19 protein-coding genes are annotated in these 18,540 nt (G+C 43.8%); 13 read left to right on the forward strand and 6 right to left on the reverse strand.

The features are described 5' to 3' along the window. The first annotated feature begins 160 nt into the window (after positions 1–160). Positions 161–949: a hypothetical protein gene (locus tag E2K93_RS00960; protein WP_135437291.1), complete on the forward strand. Its 789-nt coding sequence runs from the start codon at positions 161–163 to the stop codon at positions 947–949. A gap of 232 nt (positions 950–1,181) precedes the next feature. Then, positions 1,182–1,979: a tRNA cyclic N6-threonylcarbamoyladenosine(37) synthase TcdA gene (tcdA, locus tag E2K93_RS00965; RefSeq protein WP_135437292.1), complete on the forward strand. Its 798-nt coding sequence runs from the start codon at positions 1,182–1,184 to the stop codon at positions 1,977–1,979. 162 nt (positions 1,980–2,141) lie between these two features. Here tcdA and E2K93_RS00970 read toward each other — a convergent pair whose 3' ends face one another. After that, complete coding sequence (locus tag E2K93_RS00970) at positions 2,142–2,489, reverse strand: rhodanese-like domain-containing protein (protein ID WP_135437293.1); 348 nt, start codon at positions 2,487–2,489, stop codon at positions 2,142–2,144. Positions 2,490–2,640: 151 nt separating this feature from the next. Here E2K93_RS00970 and E2K93_RS00975 point away from each other — a divergent pair, with 151 nt between their 5' ends. The 6 genes from E2K93_RS00975 (at position 2,641) to E2K93_RS01000 (ending at position 6,428) form a co-directional block, all read left to right on the forward strand. Beyond that, positions 2,641–2,985, forward strand: coding sequence for a carboxymuconolactone decarboxylase family protein (locus E2K93_RS00975; RefSeq protein WP_135437294.1), 345 nt, complete (start codon positions 2,641–2,643; stop codon positions 2,983–2,985). 112 nt (positions 2,986–3,097) lie between these two features. Then, entirely contained in the window at positions 3,098–4,321 is a 1,224-nt protein-coding gene (locus tag E2K93_RS00980) for a M24 family metallopeptidase (RefSeq protein ID WP_135437295.1), read from the forward strand. 4 nt (positions 4,322–4,325) lie between these two features. After that, a complete protein-coding gene (locus tag E2K93_RS00985; protein WP_228445412.1) occupies positions 4,326–5,006 on the forward strand; it encodes a sulfotransferase in 681 nt (226 codons plus the stop codon). Between the two features lie 101 nt (positions 5,007–5,107). Beyond that, the gene (locus E2K93_RS00990) at positions 5,108–5,665 is read left to right on the forward strand and encodes a septation protein A (RefSeq protein WP_135437296.1); all 558 of its coding nucleotides are present in this window, start codon (positions 5,108–5,110) and stop codon (positions 5,663–5,665) included. After that, positions 5,665–5,967 carry a YciI family protein gene (locus tag E2K93_RS00995; protein ID WP_135437297.1) on the forward strand — a complete coding sequence of 101 codons (303 nt, stop codon included), beginning with the start codon at positions 5,665–5,667 and terminating at the stop codon, positions 5,965–5,967. Before E2K93_RS00990 ends, E2K93_RS00995 begins: the two co-directional genes overlap by 1 nt. A gap of 29 nt (positions 5,968–5,996) precedes the next feature. Then, positions 5,997–6,428 carry a lysozyme inhibitor LprI family protein gene (locus E2K93_RS01000; RefSeq protein ID WP_135437298.1) on the forward strand — a complete coding sequence of 144 codons (432 nt, stop codon included), beginning with the start codon at positions 5,997–5,999 and terminating at the stop codon, positions 6,426–6,428. Between the two features lie 93 nt (positions 6,429–6,521). Here the strand turns inward: E2K93_RS01000 and E2K93_RS01005 are convergent, their stop codons facing one another. Then, positions 6,522–7,604: an AI-2E family transporter gene (locus E2K93_RS01005; RefSeq protein WP_135437299.1), complete on the reverse strand. Its 1,083-nt coding sequence runs from the start codon at positions 7,602–7,604 to the stop codon at positions 6,522–6,524. A 121-nt stretch (positions 7,605–7,725) separates the two neighbouring features. Between E2K93_RS01005 and E2K93_RS01010 the strand changes: the two genes are divergently transcribed. Next, positions 7,726–8,652 (forward strand): TIGR01777 family oxidoreductase, encoded by a 927-nt coding sequence (locus tag E2K93_RS01010; RefSeq protein WP_228445414.1) that lies wholly within the window; start codon positions 7,726–7,728, stop codon positions 8,650–8,652. Positions 8,653–8,683: 31 nt separating this feature from the next. Here the strand turns inward: E2K93_RS01010 and E2K93_RS01015 are convergent, their stop codons facing one another. Both E2K93_RS01015 and E2K93_RS01020 read right to left on the reverse strand, forming a co-directional pair. Beyond that, complete coding sequence (locus tag E2K93_RS01015) at positions 8,684–11,188, reverse strand: ABC transporter permease (RefSeq protein WP_228445416.1); 2,505 nt, start codon at positions 11,186–11,188, stop codon at positions 8,684–8,686. Then, positions 11,188–11,910, reverse strand: coding sequence for an ABC transporter ATP-binding protein (locus tag E2K93_RS01020; protein ID WP_135437300.1), 723 nt, complete (start codon positions 11,908–11,910; stop codon positions 11,188–11,190). The genes E2K93_RS01015 and E2K93_RS01020 overlap by 1 nt, the downstream gene beginning before the upstream one ends. On the opposite strand from E2K93_RS01020, the gene E2K93_RS01025 reads away from it, so the two are divergent. The 4 genes from E2K93_RS01025 (at position 11,909) to E2K93_RS01040 (ending at position 16,063) form a co-directional block, all read left to right on the forward strand. Further along, complete coding sequence (locus E2K93_RS01025) at positions 11,909–12,523, forward strand: arylesterase (protein ID WP_135437301.1); 615 nt, start codon at positions 11,909–11,911, stop codon at positions 12,521–12,523. The genes E2K93_RS01020 and E2K93_RS01025 overlap by 2 nt on opposite strands. A 196-nt stretch (positions 12,524–12,719) precedes the next feature. Beyond that, on the forward strand, positions 12,720–14,351 hold the full coding sequence (locus E2K93_RS01030; protein ID WP_135437302.1) for an ATP-binding protein: 1,632 nt from the start codon (positions 12,720–12,722) through the stop codon (positions 14,349–14,351). An 85-nt stretch (positions 14,352–14,436) separates the two neighbouring features. Next, positions 14,437–14,871, forward strand: coding sequence for a hypothetical protein (locus E2K93_RS01035; RefSeq protein WP_135437303.1), 435 nt, complete (start codon positions 14,437–14,439; stop codon positions 14,869–14,871). 382 nt (positions 14,872–15,253) lie between these two features. Then, the gene (locus E2K93_RS01040) at positions 15,254–16,063 is read left to right on the forward strand and encodes a transporter (RefSeq protein ID WP_228445420.1); all 810 of its coding nucleotides are present in this window, start codon (positions 15,254–15,256) and stop codon (positions 16,061–16,063) included. Positions 16,064–16,087: 24 nt separating this feature from the next. Here E2K93_RS01040 and E2K93_RS01045 read toward each other — a convergent pair whose 3' ends face one another. Next, a complete protein-coding gene (locus tag E2K93_RS01045) occupies positions 16,088–17,455 on the reverse strand; it encodes an SLC13 family permease (protein ID WP_135437304.1) in 1,368 nt (455 codons plus the stop codon). 44 nt (positions 17,456–17,499) lie between these two features. Then, on the reverse strand, positions 17,500–18,540 hold the full coding sequence (nagZ, locus tag E2K93_RS01050; protein WP_228445422.1) for a beta-N-acetylhexosaminidase: 1,041 nt from the start codon (positions 18,538–18,540) through the stop codon (positions 17,500–17,502).

Consider the following 18,540-nt stretch of genomic DNA (forward strand, 5'->3'; position numbering starts at 1 on the left):
TCTGTTAGCATAGGAAGCCGACTAATGCCTGTGCACAGCGCGTTTTTAACGCATTATGCACATATCGCATATCACCTACACATTTAAATCATTAGCCATCATAAATAGACATCACTATAGTAGCGCCATTATATTTGATAGGTTATGACAGGCCCGATTGATGAACATGAAGCTAATTATTGCAGCGACACTTGCTTTTGCGACGACCTCCGCCTTTGCTGATACCGGTAGTGCAAAAACTGAAAAAGATGAATGGCAGTTTGAGTTTACCCCCTTTGTTTGGGGTGCCAAAAATGAGGGTGAATCAGGCGCTTATCGTCAGGGCCCCGCAGGTCAAGAGCGCGGCAAACAATCAGAAGTCGACATAGATTTTCAAACCTTAATCGATCATACCGATGCCGCATTTATGGGTAATTTTAACGCCCGTAAAGACAACTGGTTATTGTATTCCGAGCTGATTTACTTAGATGTCAATGACAAGCAATCTCTTGCCAATTATGGCGGTCAAGATGGTAATGTCCATATTGATATCGAAGGCTACGTATTTGATATGGGGGTTGGCTATAAAGTCTATGAATCGAGTGACACCGAGTTATATAGCTACATCGGGGCTCGCGCCATGGAAGTCGACACCAATATCCAAATTGAAACCGCCAATGGCGCTAATCAAGCGCAAATGGGCAGTGACTGGGTTGACCCTTTAGTGGGTATCCACGTAATACATAAAATCAATAACACCTTCGCTGTGCAAGGCCGTTTGGAAACCGGTGGATTTGGCGTCGGCTCGGATGAATCTTATCTGGTTAGTGCGGTTTTGGATCATAAGCTCAGCGAAAATTGGTCATTAAAGTACTTTTATCGCTATATGGAAGTCGATTACAAAGACCAAGGTTTTATCTATAACATGGAAATAAGCGGTCCAGGTATGGGTATAACCTATCGCTTCTAACCGCGTTTCAGCGTTTAGTCTTTCTCAGCACAAGTGCAATCATCTCGACAGTGGCTTGTGCTTTTGCCCTTCCCTGCATTTATTTACGCCTCTAGCCCGATTCGACACGAACTCGCTAGAGGTCAGCTCTATTAACATCGAATGGCGCTTTCTCTAGCAAGCAGATGCAAGCTGGTGATTTTATCGCTATAATAGCCGCCTTTTTATTTACCCTAATTTGTCGAATTTATTGATGTCTGATTACTCATTACGTTTCGGTGGTATTGAACGCTTATACGGTGTGCAAGCTGCGAGCGATATTAAAGAAGCACATTTTTGTGTTATTGGCATTGGCGGTGTTGGCTCTTGGGCGGCAGAAGCATTGGCACGTAATGGTGTTGGTAACATCACCTTAATTGATTTGGATGATATTTGCATCACCAATACCAACCGTCAAATCCACGCCTTGGCTGACACCGTTGGCGAAAGCAAAGTTGATGTCATGGCACAACGCCTGCGTCAAATAAATCCCGACTGTCAGGTCAATGAAGTTGATGACTTTGTCACCGAAGACAATTTAGCCGAGTTATTGCAGCAAGGTTTTGACTATGTCATTGATGCCATTGACTCGGTAAAAGTCAAAACCGCCATTATTCAGCATTGCAAACGTAATAAGATTCCGATTATCACCATAGGTGGTGCCGGTGGGCAAACCGATCCCAGCAAAATAGCGATTTGCGATTTAAGCAAAACCTATCAAGATCCGTTATTAGCCAAGGTAAAAAATCAATTGCGTCGCCAATTTAACTACCCGCGTGAGGGCAAGCGTAAATTCGCTATCGATGCGGTATTTTCATCTGAACAACTAAAATACCCGGCGCAAGATGGCAGCGTTTGTCATGCGAAACAAAATAATGAGGGTGCGATGCGACTCGATTGCAGCGGTGGTTTTGGTGCGGCGACACATGTTACCGCCAGTTTTGCCTTCTTCGCCGTTGCTAAGTCGATGGAAAAATACCTCGCTCGTAAGCAACGTCAACGAAAAGGCTAAAGCGTAGAGCTAAAGGCTAAGTTCTATCAACTAAGTGCTATGAACTAAGAACTAAGAACTAAGAACTAAGGGCTAAGGGCTAAGGGCTAACGAAGAATAAAAAGGGATTGACCTCACGTCGATCCCTTTTTCGTTTTAGCGCGACATCTGTTCGAGTTAACGTTAAGAAAATGCCGAAATAACCGCATCACTTTTACAGCTGATCGCCGTCACGTGTTGATAACCAAGGCGCATAATCGACTCTGCTGCTAACGACGCTCGTACTCCAGCGGCACAATGCAAATATATCGGCTGTGTTGCATCTTTAACCAACTCCAATAATTTTGCTTCAAGAATGCCTCGGGGAATATTCACCGCGTCACTGGCCATTCCTTTGGCACATTCTGCCGGTTCTCTGACATCAACAAGCAAGCCAGGTTTTTGTTGCAATTCAAGTTGAGCTTGCTCTGCACTAATGCGACGAATGTTTGGATATACACCGGTCATAAGTTCGGGCATGGTTTTTAACATGTTATCTACCTCATATACTGTCATATTGCCGTATTATATAAGAGCCCAGTATATTAGCAACAACTAATATTAGTATTATCTAATGTTAGGTATATAATAAAATCAACTTTATTTACCTAAAACACATGTTCTGATAAAGGTGGAATGATTGATGAATTATACCGAAGCAACACAAAATATTTCTAAGCAATTAAACAAATTCCGTAAAGAGCAAAACCCGGTTTTTGGCGGTTTTTCTGCAATGGCACGAGGCTGCTCGCAAGACGGTGCCCTGTCTGCGAAAACCAAGGAATTCATAGCAACCGCAGTCGCTATCGCGAACCGTTGTGAAGGCTGTATTGGTTTTCATGTAAAAGCGTTGATAAATATGGGCACAAGCTACGCAGAATTTAAAGAAGTATGTGAGGTAGCTATGTATATGGGCGGCGGCCCATCGGTTATGACGGTTGCCGAAGCGATGCAAGCGTGGGAAGAATTTGATGGTCCCCAAACATAACGCTCTTTGCCTGTAAATAAACGCAATTGACCGCATTTTTAATACCTTAGCACTTGCTTTAAGCGCTCAAATCCGTACTCTACAACGCATATAATTAATTTTGGATATGATGATGACGAATAACGGAATTGGCGGCTCTACAGCAGAGTTGGAGTTAGCAAAATTAACCGACATGACCAGCGATGTTGAGGCGATTACTGAGCAAGAATTCAGTCAACGGGTCAATAAAGCGCAAGCGATAATGCGCGAGCATAATATTGCCGCAACCTACGTAAACGCAGGTACCAATTTATACTATTTCACCGGCACTCGCTGGTACGCTTCCGAGCGCATGGTTGGCGCGATTATTCCCGCCAATGGCGATATTGAATATATTGCTCCACATTTTGAAATTGATACCCTTGAACAATTTATGGTGATCAAGGGCAAGGTCAACAGTTGGCACGAACATATCAGTCCATATCAAACATTCGTTGATGCGTTAGCCAATATGGGCATTAAAGATGGCGATATCGCCATTGATGAGTCTACCGCATTTTTTATTGCCAATGGCATTCAGCAAACAGCAAAACAGCTTAAGTTAATTGACGCTAAAGTGGTTACCGCAGGTTGCCGTATGCAAAAATCTGCTGCCGAAATCGCCCTATTACAGCGTGCCAAAGATATGACCTTAGAAGTGCACAAAGCAGCGGCGCGCATTCTACGCCAAGGTATAACAACAAAGGAAGTCGAGTCGTTTATTAACGAAGCACATAAACGCCTTGGTGCACCGGCAGGCTCTTATTTTTGTATTGTATTATTTGGCGAAGATTCCGCCTACCCGCATGGTGTCGCTAACCCTAAAGCGCTTGAGCACAATGACATTGTCTTGATCGATACAGGCTGCCAATTGCACGGTTATAATTCTGATATCACTCGCACTTATGTGTTTGGTGAAGCCAATCAACGCCAACGCCAAGTTTGGCAAGATGAAAAAGACGCGCAGCTTAAAGCATTTGCAGCGGCGCAAATTGGTCAACCTTGCAGTGTCGCCGACAAAGCGGCCCGTGATTTCTTATGCGAACAAGGCTACGGTCCTGACTACAATTTACCCGGTTTGCCGCATCGTACAGGACACGGTATCGGGCTGGACATCCATGAATGGCCTTATTTAGTGCTAAGTGAGCAAACGCCACTGGCAAACGGTATGTGTTTCTCAAATGAGCCAATGCTTTGTCTTCCAGGTGAATTTGGTGTGCGTTTGGAAGATCATTTTTATATGACCGAGAACGGCCCTAAATGGTTTACCGAGCCTGCCCATAGCATCGACGATCCGTTTGGTTATCACGCTGGCTAAACCCATGAATGACGCTGCACCACAAATGAAGGGTAAAATCTTCATTATCGGCTTACCACGCACCGCAACCACCAGCGTCTGCGTGGCAATGCTCGATTTAGGTTTTAACGTCGCCCACACTTGCTATACCAAACGTTGCTTAGCACAGGCTAATGTGATTGCAGACACACCAGTGTTTAGCGATTACCAAGGTTTAGACAAAGCGTTTCCTGGCAGTCGTTTTATTTATCTAGAACGAGATATGCAGCCATGGATTGCATCCATTAGGCGCCTATTGCAACGAATGCACGATAACCTAGTTCGTCAACATGGTGGCTTTAATCCCTACATCAAACACAGTTTTTTGCAGGTGTTTAGTCCATACAGCGCCGATATGCTGCAACATGATTCGTTGCTAGCCGATTGTTATCGACGTCATCAACAACAGGTATTCAATTACTTTCAAGGTCGAGAGCAGGATCTATTATCGATTAAGGTGAGTGACGCAGATGCTTTTAGTCGCTTATGTGCGTTTGTTGGTGTTGATGCGCCTGCCGAACACCCTGGCTTTGAACCGATAAACGTTGCAGGCAAAGTCATCGCCTGGAATAAAATCAGGCACCCGAATAAAGTCGATTCGAGCCATCGAGGGCGAATCGATGCTGATTTATTTTTGCATCTATCTAGCCTCGAATCCGCTAACTGATATACTAGGGTAAGTTGTCGATATTAAAGCCGCTTGTAAGACAAGAAAATCACCACCTATGTATCGACTGAATTTTTATTTTTTACAACAATGACAATACTATGGCATTACTAGAATACATTCCCTTAATTATATTTTTCATCTTTTATAAAACTCACGATATTTTCGTCGCGACCGGTGCGTTGATTGTTGCTACCGTCATCCATATGGCATTTTTAAAGATTAAAAAGCACCCGATCCCAAATCGACAATGGGTCATATTCGCGCTTATTGTTGGCTTTGGTAGTCTAACGATTATCTTTAATGATGATACCTTCATTAAGTGGAAAGTATCGATTATTAATGGCCTATTCGCAGTTGCCTTGCTGGTTGGTAAATACGTTTTTAACAAGAACTTACTGCAAAGTTTTCTTGGTGAGCAATTTCAATTGCCTGAAAGCGTATGGACTAAATTCAACCTTGCATGGGTTGGTTTTTTCATTGTCTGCGCTGTTTCAAACTGGTACGTCGCGTTTAACTATGACCAACAAACCTGGGTCAATTTCAAAGTATTTGGCCTAACCGCAATGACCTTTATCTTTGCCATTGTATCGGTGGTATCGGTATTTAAGTATTTACCGGAAGACGATGAAAGCAGCCCGCAAAAGGACAAAGAATAATGTGGTACATGATTTACAGTGAAGATGTTGATAATTCACTGCAAAAACGTTTATCCGTGCGTGATAAACATCTCGCACGTTTGCAGCAATTGCAAGATCAAGGTCGGCTGCTAATTGCTGGACCGTTGCCAGCCATAGACAGTGACGACCCAGGTCAGTCTGGTTTTACCGGTTCGCTTTTGGTCATCGACTTTGATTCATTAGACGCAGCTAAAGCTTGGGCTGATGCCGATCCGTACATTGCTGCCGGCGTATACAAAAACGTCACCGTAAAACCCTTCAAAAAAGTGTTGGGTGTGTAGCTCATCAGATAATTCGTAAGGAGCCAGATATGCAATATACGTTACTGTCTGGCGCCTGCATTACTTGTCTATTATGTGCCGTGGGCTTGTTGCCCTACTCGCCTCAATCGATTGCCAAATCTGCATTAAATAACCACCAGTGTGACGCTCACAGTGACAGCCAAGTTGCCTTGTCTGAATGCCTCGATGTGCACATCAAAACGTTAGATAGCCAGTATCAAGATTTACTCTTCACCTTAGAGAAACAAGTCAAGGAACTTGCCAGTATCACCGGTCGCGACGATGCCGTCATAGCCATGCAGCAAGCTAATCAGGCGTTTAGCGGATATAGGCTAAAACAATGTCAATTGCATTATCAGTTAATGGCACCAGGCAGTGGTGCAGGCATTGAATATAAACGTTGTTATATTCGGCTTACTCAGGCACGGATGAGTACCTTACAAACGCAGCTATCAAACTAACAAAATATGATTGTAGAATGGCCAAAGCGAGCTAGTTTCTCGCTTTGCGTTTACTTTACGTGTAGTTTTTCCTATTGCTCTGTAACCTAGATTTTAGCTCGGCTCATTGTCTGTTTTTAGCTCATTTTCAGGCTTTAACTTATCTTCAACTTCATCTTCATCACCAAGCATCACCGCTAACCACTTGCCCTCTTCTGAGCTTTCCAAGGCAATTTTAATGATCATGGTTAAGGGCACGGACAACAACATACCGACGGTGCCGAGTAACCAGCCCCAAAATATCAATGACAAGAACACCACAAGGGTCGATAAACCCAGGCCTTTGCCTAAAAACCTAGGTTCAACCATGTTGCCCATTACCGTATTGATCACCATGTAGCCTGCACCTATGGCTAATGCCACACTTGGATCAAACTGAACAAATGCTAATAACACCGCCGGTACCGCAGCAATAATAGAACCAATATTTGGAATATAGTTAAACAGGAATGCCAAGACTCCCCAAAGAATAAAGAAATCTAATCCGATCACCCAAAGCATCACCGAAACCAATGTTCCGGTTAGTAAACTGACCCAGGTTTTTATCGCCACGTACTGATTTACAGACGTAAGAAAACGGTCAATTCGCTCTATTTTCATCTCTGGATCTTTCAATGCCAAATGCAATTTCCCAGAGATACTTGATGCTTCAAATAACATAAACACCACAGTCAATAAGATCAAAAACACATTGGCCATGATGCCACCAAAGCCAGATAGCATATCGGCAGCAAAGCCCATCGCCGCACTGGGATCAAGATACTGTACCAACAACTTTGATGAGACATTGATATTGTAATCTGCGAGTTTGTCTATTAAGCCAGCGAATTTTTGCGTAATTTGAGCTTTGTATTCCGGCATTAATAACGACAATTCATTTAATGAATTGCCAATCAAGCCGGCCAAAGTCATACCTATTCCAACGAATAAGGCGATAATCAGCACAATAGCCAAAGCCTTGGGCACCTTATATTGTTCAGCCTTGGTGACCAGTGGGTTGCACATAATGGCAATAAATACAGAGAGTAAAAACGGGATAAGGATATTACTGGCGGTTTTAATGCCTGCCATGATGACAACAAGGCAGGTTAATATTAACAGTACGCGCACCGCACCAGTATGCTTTATAGTGGTCATGTTGATAACTTAACTAGTTATTTTTTAGTATGTTTTTACCTTAACAAAGTTCGCTTAAAAGGTATATGAGCGGTGCTAAAAATGTTCCTATCGTCTACACTTAAGGCAATACAGACTTGCTTTGAGTGAAAACAACGATTCAGTGAAACGCATACTACTAACAGGTGGTACCGGCTTGATCGGATCCGCATTTATCAAGAAATATCAGCACAAATATCAATTTGATGTGCTGACCCGCCAGCGTGTCTCGGTTAACTGTCTGTTTAACAACGAAGAGAACATTCAACTACTGTATGGCATTCGAGATCTCGATGACCTTAATGATTACGACGCAGTTATTAATCTTGCTGGTGAACCCATTGCCGACAAGCGCTGGAGCTTGCAACAAAAGCGTAATATCTGTCATAGTCGCTGGAATTTAACCCATCGCTTATCAAAACGCTTAAACAATTCATCGTCTCCCCCAAGGGTCTTTATATCAGGCTCGGCTATTGGTTATTATGGTCGACAGAATTCGATTGAGATTGATGAGAACTTCGATGAATGCTATCAAGAATTCACCCATCGTGTTTGTAAAGTTTGGGAACAAAAAGCCCTCCTAAGCCATGCCAAAACTCGGGTTTGCTTATTACGAACTGGGATTGTTTTGGATAAAAACCATGGCGCTTTGAAAAAGATGTTATTGCCCTACAAGATGGGCTTAGGCGGTCGTTTCGCCACCGGCCATCAATATATGTCTTGGATCCATATTGATGATATGGTGCGTGCCATCGAGTTTGTACTCAATCATCCCCATTGCCAAGGCAGCTACAACTTAACTGCGCCAAACCCAGTAACCAATGCCGAATTCAGTGCCACACTCGCGAAAATATTGAATCGACCTAATGTGGCCACAATGCCAGGTTTTGTTTTACGTTTACTGTTTGGAGAGATGGCAGATTTGTTTTTATTTGGGCAAAAAGTTATTCCCAAAAAATTAACGGATGCTGAATTTCTGTTCCAGCATCCGCAATTGGAAGAAGCGCTTAACGATTTGTTAGCACCTTAGCCACTATAAAAGCTGACTAAAAAACTCACTATTATAAAGTACGACGAATTAGCGTCACGCTCGATAAGTTCATTAACCGGTAACAACTGATCAATCCCATCAAGCCAACAAACGCCGCGCCACTGATAATACCAAGCAACCAGTATTCGAAATGCCAATTAGGCTGCATATCAAACACTCGCTGTTGCACCACATGCACGGCAACTTCCATGCCCCAGCTCGCCAGTAATCCGGCAATAGCACCTAACACGACAAACTCCAATAGTGTTGCCGCCTTTAATAAACTTCCTCGCGCGCCTAAGGTACGCAATATAGCCAGTTCACGTTCACGCTCTTCCATGCTCGCTTGTACTTGTGCAATCAACACCAACGCCCCAGCGACAAGCACCAAGATCAAAATAAACTCGACCGCCAAAGAGACTTGTTCAATCACATCGCGTAATTGCGTTAGCATCGCCTCAACATCAATCACACTGATGGTTGGGTATTGACTTAAAAAGCGCTGCATCTCGCGTTTTTTATCTTGAGGAACATGGATCGAAGCAATATACGTTGCTGGGAATTGATCCAATACCGCGTCCGAAAATATCATGTAGAAGTTTGGCTGCATGGTTTGCCAATTCACTTCACGAATACTGGTGACCGGTACGGTGACGTTTTGCGCACCAATTTGAAAGCTAATGGTATCACCAATGTTAAGCTTTAAGCGCTCAGCAACACGGGATTCAACCGACACCTGTGCCTTGTTTTCAGCGTCGACAAACCATTCACCTTCGATGATCTTATTTTCTTTGGGTAATTGATTATGCCAGGTCAAATTCAATTCACGGCCAATGCCTTGGCGACCACGATCAGAACCATCTTGCTCTTCTTTTGACGCTTCTTTGCTGACGGTTTCTTCATTAATCGCCGTGAGTCGACCTCTAACGATTGGGTACAGGTTACTGGCACTCATATTATGCTCAGCCAAAAACTGCTCAACATTGCCGACTTGTTGCTTATTGATATTCACCAAAAACTGATTTGGTGTATCGACTGGCAATTGACCTTGCCACTCATCAAGTAAATCGTTGCGAACAACCAGCATCAACAGCAATAACTTGATGGCGACGGTAAAGCTGATCAGTTGCACATTATTTTGTTTGCCTCTGCGTTTTAAGTTAGCCATGGCTAAGTGCATGCCTTGACCTGCTTGAGAGCCAATTTTTCGACCAACACTAACCAACATGCGACCGAGTAACAACACAATAGCAATGGCGATTGCGCCGCCAACCATCAAGGCTAAGGTAAGCACCACATCTCGACTAAACAGCCACAACAACAGGAATACCGCGACCAATGGCGGAATATTACCGAGCCAGCCGCGACGCTTATCAAAACTGGTAAAGCCACGAATAACCGATAATACAGGTGTCGAAATTAACGACTGCATTGGTGTTATAGCAAACGCAAACGCACAGATAACGCCGGTAAATACGGCAACCGCAAATGGGTATATGCCAAGTTCACTGCTGCCATAAGGCAAATAATCACCGATAAAAAACAAACCAACGCCAAGTATCAATGCTCCGAGTAACAGGCCACTGATAATAGAGAACAGCGCTAAAGAGCTCCAATGCAACAAATACAATTTGCGAATATGAGACAGTGATGCGCCCATGGCTTTAAATACTGCCACCATAGGTTGGTGACGTTGGCCGTAACGTCGCGCGGCAACACTGACGGCAACGCTCGCCAAGATAATGCCCAACATGCTGCCTAAGGCCAAATATTTTTCGGCGCGGTTCAAGGCTCTCGCAAGAGGAGATTGTTGAGATTTAATGTCATACCAACGCTGGGTTTCTAATACCTGCGGTTTAACCCATTCTTCAAATGACTCAATGACCGAGTCTTCACCGGCAAATAAATAACGATAGGTTAAGCGAGAGCCGGGTTGCACGACTTGTGTTTGTTCAACGTCGGCAAAGTTCATCAATACCCTTGGACCTTGGGTAAAGACAGAAAATGAGGTATCAGGCTCCTGAAAGATGGTGGCGCTAATGGTAAATGTTGCGACGCCTATCTCCAGAGAATCCCCCACATTCAAGCCCATTTTTTCCAATAAGCTTGGCGCAACCCATACGTTGCCTGATTGCGGTTGGTTACCGGCTATAGGTTGATTGTTGTTATCAATTAATAACTCACCACGCAATGGGTATTGTTCGGTCACCGCTTTCACTGACGCCAGTAACATTTCATCTTCAGAGAACACCATAGATGAGAACAACAACACACTGGCCTGCCCTAATCCTTGCTGCTGCGCTTCGTTTAATATGGCCTGGTCAACAGGACGACTCGATTGCAACACCCTGTCCGAGGCGATAAAGCTGTTACTCTTGCTGATCAACGCTGAACGAATTTGATCACTAAATCCTGACAGGGAAAATACCGTAGCAACCGCCAAAATGATCGCAAAACAGATTATGGTCAGTTCACCACGTCTCAGTTCGTGCTTAAATAAGCGCAATGAATGCCGCATCCACATAGGCATCGTCATTACACCACCTCAGCTATTGCCGGTTGCTGACTGACAAATTCACCGGCGTGCATGGTGAGTTTTCGCTGGCAACGTTGCGCTAAATCGGTGTCATGGGTAACCAGCACTAACGTTGTGCCTTGTTGTTTGTTTAGTTCAAACAATAACTGATTAATGGTTTCACCAGTATTAGCATCTAAGTTACCGGTTGGCTCATCGGCAAACAAAATATCAGGTTTGCTGATAAAGGCACGGGCAATGGCAACGCGCTGCTGCTCACCGCCGGATAGTTGACTTGGGTAATGTTCAAAACGATCACCAAGACCTACGCGAGTAAGCATCGCTTCTGCTTTTTCTCGCGCTTGTGTGTCGCCGGCCAGCTCTGCTGGCAGCATGACATTTTCTAATGCGGTTAAACTGGTGATCAATAAAAACGATTGGAAAATAAAGCCCACATGTTGGGCACGAACTTGACTGCGTTGCTCTTCATCGTATTGATGCAACGGCAAGCCTTTTAAATAAATTTCACCATCACTTGGCACATCAAGACCGGCCATCAATGATAGCAAGGTTGTTTTACCTGAGCCGGATGCGCCGATGATTGCTAAGGTTTCACCAGACTTGACTTGCAGGTCAATTGTTCGCAAGATGGTCAGCACATTATCTTGACCCTTGGTCGCGGCGGTTGTCACTTTTTTACTGACTGCGCGGCATTCTAGAATAATTTCGGAATCTTTATTCATGCTTAAAAAATTGTCCCTGTTTCTTGTCATACTACTAACTGTTACGTTAAGCCAAAAGGTTTTGGCTCACAATACTATTTTACTACTAGGTGATAGCCTAAGTGCAAGTTATGGCATGGAAGAAAAACAGGGGTGGGTTTATCTTCTAAATCAACAACTCGAAAGCGAAAAAGCCACTTACCGTATCAAAAACGCCAGCATCAGTGGTGAGACTACAGAAGGCGGTCTATCTAGGATTGACGCTATTTTAGAGCAAAATAAAGTTGATATATTGTTAATTGAGTTGGGCGGCAATGATGGCCTACGTGGCTTCCCACCAAAGCTCATAAAAAACAACTTGTTACAAATAATATCAAAAGCTAAGGCTAAAAATGTACAGGTTTTATTATCGAAAGTAAAAATTCCACCTAATTATGGTCCTCGCTATAACCAAATGTTTGAACAAGTATTTGTCGATGTCGCCAAGCAAACCGACGTCACCTTACTGGAGTTTTTTATCGAAAAAGTCGCGACCGATCCGAGTATGATGCAAGCCGACGGCATTCACCCAAACTCAAAAGCGCAGCCAATATTGGCCGATGAAATGAAAAGTATGTTGGACGCGAATATTTAATTTTTATTAACTAAGGGCTAAGGACTTGTGTGTAGTGCGTAACATAAAAGTACAACAACGTAGCTTAGTTTCACATCCTTGCCTGAACGTTGCTCAAACGTCCAAAATAATAGTCAAAATGATAACAAGTCATGTCATCAACGGCGATATTATGGCAATATTAATGAAAAACAAACCCGTGATAATATAAGCCCTCATGTCAGACCCGCACCACATTTTTGATATCATCAGTAAACATATTGATGCGTTTAGTTTTCAGCACCACATTGAAGGCAGCCATGATCACCTATTTATGTCGGTGCTTGATGCGATTGACTCAATCATTTTTGTAAAAGATGTTGATGGCAAACATTTGTTTGTTAATCGTGCCTACGAAGTAGAGACCGGTATAAATCGCCAACAAGTTATAGGCAAAACCGATGCGGACATTTTCAGTTTTGATGAGAAAACTCGTGATCATATTATCAATACCGATAAAAAACTAATTAAAAATGCGGAAACCATCAAAATTGAAGAAGAGATACGGGTCAAAGATGGCAGCCTGTCTTGGTTCTTAACCACCAAGGCGGCGATTACCGATCGTGATAATAAGGTTATCGCCCTAGCCGGCTCGGCGACCAATATCTCCGAGCAAAAGCGATTAGAACAAGAACTTCTCAAAGCGAACCGAGAAAAGACCGAATTTTTAGCGCAGCTAAGTCATGAAATACGCACACCGTTAAATGCCATTTCAGGGCTTGCCGAGATCACCCAAAATGAATTTCAGCAAGTGCAAGCGTCGATTGAATCATCAGACAATGCTAACTCGACACTTGCCAGTCAGGGATATCACGGAGTATTCCGTTACATTGACGACATTGCCGAAACAACAGAGCATTTATCATTGGTCATTGAAGATATCCTTGATGCCACTAACTTTGAAATTAACGCACTAACCTTAAATGAAAAGGTATTTAATTTAGGTTATACCTTTGAACAATTGCAAAAAGTAGTCGCAACCATCAATCGAAAAAATGACGTAAACGTAAAATTTACCTCATTAACCCCTATCGATTACTATTTATTGGGTGACGAAAGTAAACTATTCCAAGTCATTATAAATCTGATCAACAACGCCATTAAATTTACCGAACAAGGTGAAATCAACATAACCTTCAGTTGCGAAGGTGAAAAAGATAACGTTCAACTTAATGTGTGTGTGACCGATACTGGTGTCGGTATCGCCAAGGCAGAGCAAGATAAAATCTTCGACGCATTTTATCAATCTGATCAAAACGAACGCCACTTCGGCTCAGGTATAGGCTTATCGGTTGCCAGTCGTATTATCGACAAAATGGGCGGTAAGCTCAGTGTCGATAGCGACATTGGTCAGGGCAGTCGCTTTAGTTTCAAGCTAAGTTTTGCCAAGAAAAACGCGCCAAGCTCAGCGCACAATATCTGTGAACGTCAGCGTTTTCAAGGTAAGAAAGCCTTAGTCGTTGATGATTTAGAAATGAATATCGTGGTACCTAGTTACTTTCTTAACAACCTTAATTTTGATGTTATGAGTGCACAAAGCGGTGAACAAGCGATAGAGCTTTGTCATCAACATCAGTTCGATATCATTCTTACCGATCTGCGCATGCCGGGCATGAATGGTCTGGAAACCGCCAAGAAAATTAAGGCCGATAATCGTAATTCCAGCACACCGATCATTGCCGTTAGCGCGAATCTTTCAATGACCGACAAGCTTGAATGCTTGTCCGCTGGTATTTGTGACTCTTTGGCTAAACCGCTGAAAGCCGATGATTTAACGGCCTTGGTAGACAAGTACTTTCCTAAAGCCTAATTATGGCGCTAAGCCATTGACTGCATTAGCCATTTCACGGGTAATACGATAAGCTAAGATTATCCTTTACCAGCTGGAATTGCTTATGAATGATACCTTACACCCTGCGCCGAAATGGTTCGCTCCTGTTACCGTTGTAGCCTTGATCTGGAATTTAATGGGCGTCATGGCCTATTTAATGGGCCCAGTCAATAATGCCGACGTTATGTCCAGTCTTTCTGAAGCGCAACAAGCGTTTTATCAAACCATGCCAACGTGGGCTATGACTGCCTTTGCCATCGCCGTATTTGCCGGCAGCTTAGGCTGTTTAATGCTCGCTCTGCGCAAACGACTTGCGATTGTTTTATTGTTGCTCAGTTTACTTGGCGTGATCGTGCAAAACGTACATGCGTTTATGCTCAATGATGGCATCGCTATCTTTGGACAATCGGCGATGGTCATGCCTTTATTGGTGATCATTATTGCCGTCGCCCTATTGTATTTGGCTAAACACGCCAATCAGAAAAACTGGCTCGACTAAAATAAAATGAGCTAGCAAAATTGCCCCCCGCTTGTTTCAAGGGGTCATTCAAGGGGTCAGATCACTTGAAAAGCACCGTCATTGCGGCGAAGGCCGCAACCCCGATGGTAAGGCTAATTCGGCGAACCTGGCTATACATTTTTGCGCTTCTAGCAAAAGTGTATTATTAATTAACTGTATTACTAATTAACGTAATAATTAAACGAGTTAGCAGGTAGCAATACCGAAATGTAAAAGCATTAGTGGTCATGTTAGCTCTATAATCTCTATAACCTTTTTTAGATAAGAAAACACCAGTCGTTATAAAACCGAGTGTCATTGCACCTGAATTAAAGTGATGACTAAGCCAAAGGTTTGTATGGTATGACAGAAGAGTATTCTTGTGAAAAGTACTATCAGCAAAATCAGTATTGGCTTACTCGCATCAATGAGCTTTTGCGTTGCCAGTGCAGCAGAAAAACCCAATTCTAAAGATCTCGCACAAGAGATTGCCAACCCCTTAACGACGATGGTTATTGTGCCTATTCAAACCGAATATAACGACAATATCGGCCCTGAGGACGATGGAACCAGAACCACAATATTTGTCCAACCAATCATTCCTATTGAACTTAATGAAGATTGGAATTTAATAACTCGTACTATTTTGCCAATTATTCAGCAAGACGACATTTTCCCCGGTGCAGGGTCGCAAAGCGGCATTGGTGATATTTCTGAAAGCTTATTCTTTTCGCCCACAGAGCCAACCGACAATGGTTGGATCATGGGTTATGGGCCCTATGTTCAGCTTGATACCGCAAGTGATGACTACTTAGGTTTTGACGAGCACGGTATTGGTGGTTCTTTTATCGCATTGACCGTCGATGGCCCACGCACTTATGGCTTTCTAGCCACGCAGTATTATTCAGCGGAAGGAAGTATTGGAGACAGTTACAGCAATTTTTTTATTCAACCGTTTTATGATTACACCACCGAAGGTGCGATGACCATTGAATTGACCTCAGAGTCCAATTACAACTGGAATGAAGATCAATGGTCAATCCCTTTAACAATCACCGCTTCACAATATTTCGAAGTCAGCGGCCAACCCATCTTATTTGGTGGCGGCTTTAAATATTGGCTTGAATCTGCGCCAGGTGATCCCGAAGGATTGTCATTGAACTTAAATTTGTATTTGCTGTTTCCTAAATAACGAACTCGCTTTCCCCGCCTTGTGCTAAAGCAATAAATAACACAGAAATGCAACCAACATAGCGACGACAAAGCTCAATATTGCCCCTTCTCGCACCATTTGACCTATGCTGATTTTGCCTGTGCCATAGGCTATGGCATTTGGCGCCGTTGCCACCGGCAACATAAAGGCACAACTAGCACATATTGCAGCTGGGATCATAAACACCTTAGCATCAAACCCCGCCGACAGCGCCGCCACCGCCAGTACTGGCATTAACAAGGTCGCAGTAGCGGTATTACTGGTGATTTCGGTCAGATAAGTAACCACCCAACAAATAACTAACAGCATGACCAATAAAGGTAGATGCGCTAAACTCGCCAACCAAGTACCAAGCATGTCCGATAAACCAGAGGCAACAAAGCCTTTGGCAATCACAATACCACCAGCAAACAACAACAGCATATCCCAAGGAATTTTCTTCGCCGACGACCAATCAAGTAAACGCCCACCTTTGCCATTACTGATGGCAAACATCAATACCACCGCAGCTAGCGCCACGGTACTATCGCCGATACCGCTACTACCAATCAATCCGCTCCAGCCACCAAACGGTTCCTTGCGAAAGATCCAAGCCAGTGCCGTTAATCCAAACACCCACAATGTGCGTCGCTCTTCTACCCGCCATGGCCCAGGTTTAGGCATGGTTATCGATTCATTTAAGGTTAACCCGCGGGTTAGCCACATCGCCATTAATGGCACGGCCAGAAGAACCACAGGTACACCGATTTTCATCCATTCTAGAAAACCAAACTCCATACCGGTATGTTCTTCATAAATACCCGCGAATATTACGTTAGGCGGTGTACCGATTAAGGTTCCCACGCCACCAACACTTGAGGCGTAAGCAACACCTAAAATAAGCGCTATTTTTAAACGCTCATTATCGACATGCGCTAACAAAGCCATTGCCATAGGTAACATAATAAGCACAGTCGCGGTATTTGAAATCCACATACTTAATATGGCGCTGGTTAACATAAAGCCAAGCACCAAACGTCGAGCGCTGGAGACACCAATTAAGGTCACCATGTACACAGCCAAGCGCTCATGCGCACCACTTTTCTCTAATGCTTTGGACAACATAAATGCGCCCATAAGCAATAAGATCACATGGGAGCCCAATGCCGATGCCGCGCCTTTGTGATCTAGCACGCCAAAGATAGGAAGCAATGCAAATGGAATAAGCGATGTTGCAGGAATAGGCAGTGCTTCCGTAACCCAAAATACCACGGTCAATAACGTGATCGCCGCGGTGACAGACGCTTCATGGGTTAAGCCAGTGCTGAGTAAGCTAAAGTAACAGAGCAGCGCCAATAAAGGCGCAATAAGTAACACGAGTCTGGATTTCATTGGTTTGTTTTTTTAATTATTTTTATATTTATTGGCGCCAACGGTTAAACCATTGCATTAAATGCCTGTAACTGCTGTCGACATGATTGCCATACCGCATCATCACCAAGTGATGACCACGGACGAGGTGTTGCATTTAACATCCGCTGAATACGTTGCACACACATAGGGTCGGATGCATTGATACTGGCCTGCTCAATTGCTTCAATCGCACCTTGGCGATTATTACACACCAACAGCATATCACAACCCGCCGTCGCTGCCGCTTCACAGCGTTCAACAAAGCCACCGACACCTGTGGCGCCTTGCATTGATAAATCATCACTAAACAGCACGCCATCAAAGCCCATTTGTTGGCGTAAAATATCCTGCAACCAGAAACGCGAAAAACCAACAGGATGTTGATCAACGTTCGGGTAAATCACATGCGCTGGCATCAACGCATCAAGCATACCCTTGTCATTGAGCTGCTCAAAGGATTGTATATCCTTGGCAAAAATTTGTTGTTTACTGCGCTTATCAATCGGCATGGCAACATGCGAGTCTTCTTTCACACTGCCGTGGCCTGGAAAGTGTTTGCCAGTGGCTTTCATACCGGCTTGATGCATGCCAACAATAAATGCATCGCCAAGCGCACTAACCATGGCCGGGTCCTTATGAAAACCGCGGTCGCCGATAACATCAGACACATCATCAAGATCTAGCACCGGCGCAAACGAGATATCGATACCGCTTGCTTGTACCTCGCGGGCCATCAAATACCCCATCGCTTGAGCAAACTGTTGAGATTTTTGCAGCGCTGCATCTTGATCACAAGTTTGTGCAAAGTTTGCATAAATTTTTCCCATCGCAGGGATAGCGGAAAAGTCCTGTCGAAAGCGTTGCACCCTGCCGCCCTCATGGTCCACGGCAATCAATAACTTGGGGTTAATCTGCTTTATGGCGCGGGTTAACTGACATAACTGCTCGATGTCAGTGAAATTTCGGGAAAACAAAATAAGGCCACCAACTTTAGGGTGCGCCAAAATGTCTTTGTCTTCAGCGTTTAGCTCAACGCCGTCAACATCAACCATCAATAATGCCAT

Source organism: Thalassotalea sp. HSM 43 (assembly GCF_004752005.1).
GTDB lineage: Bacteria > Pseudomonadota > Gammaproteobacteria > Enterobacterales > Alteromonadaceae > Thalassotalea_A.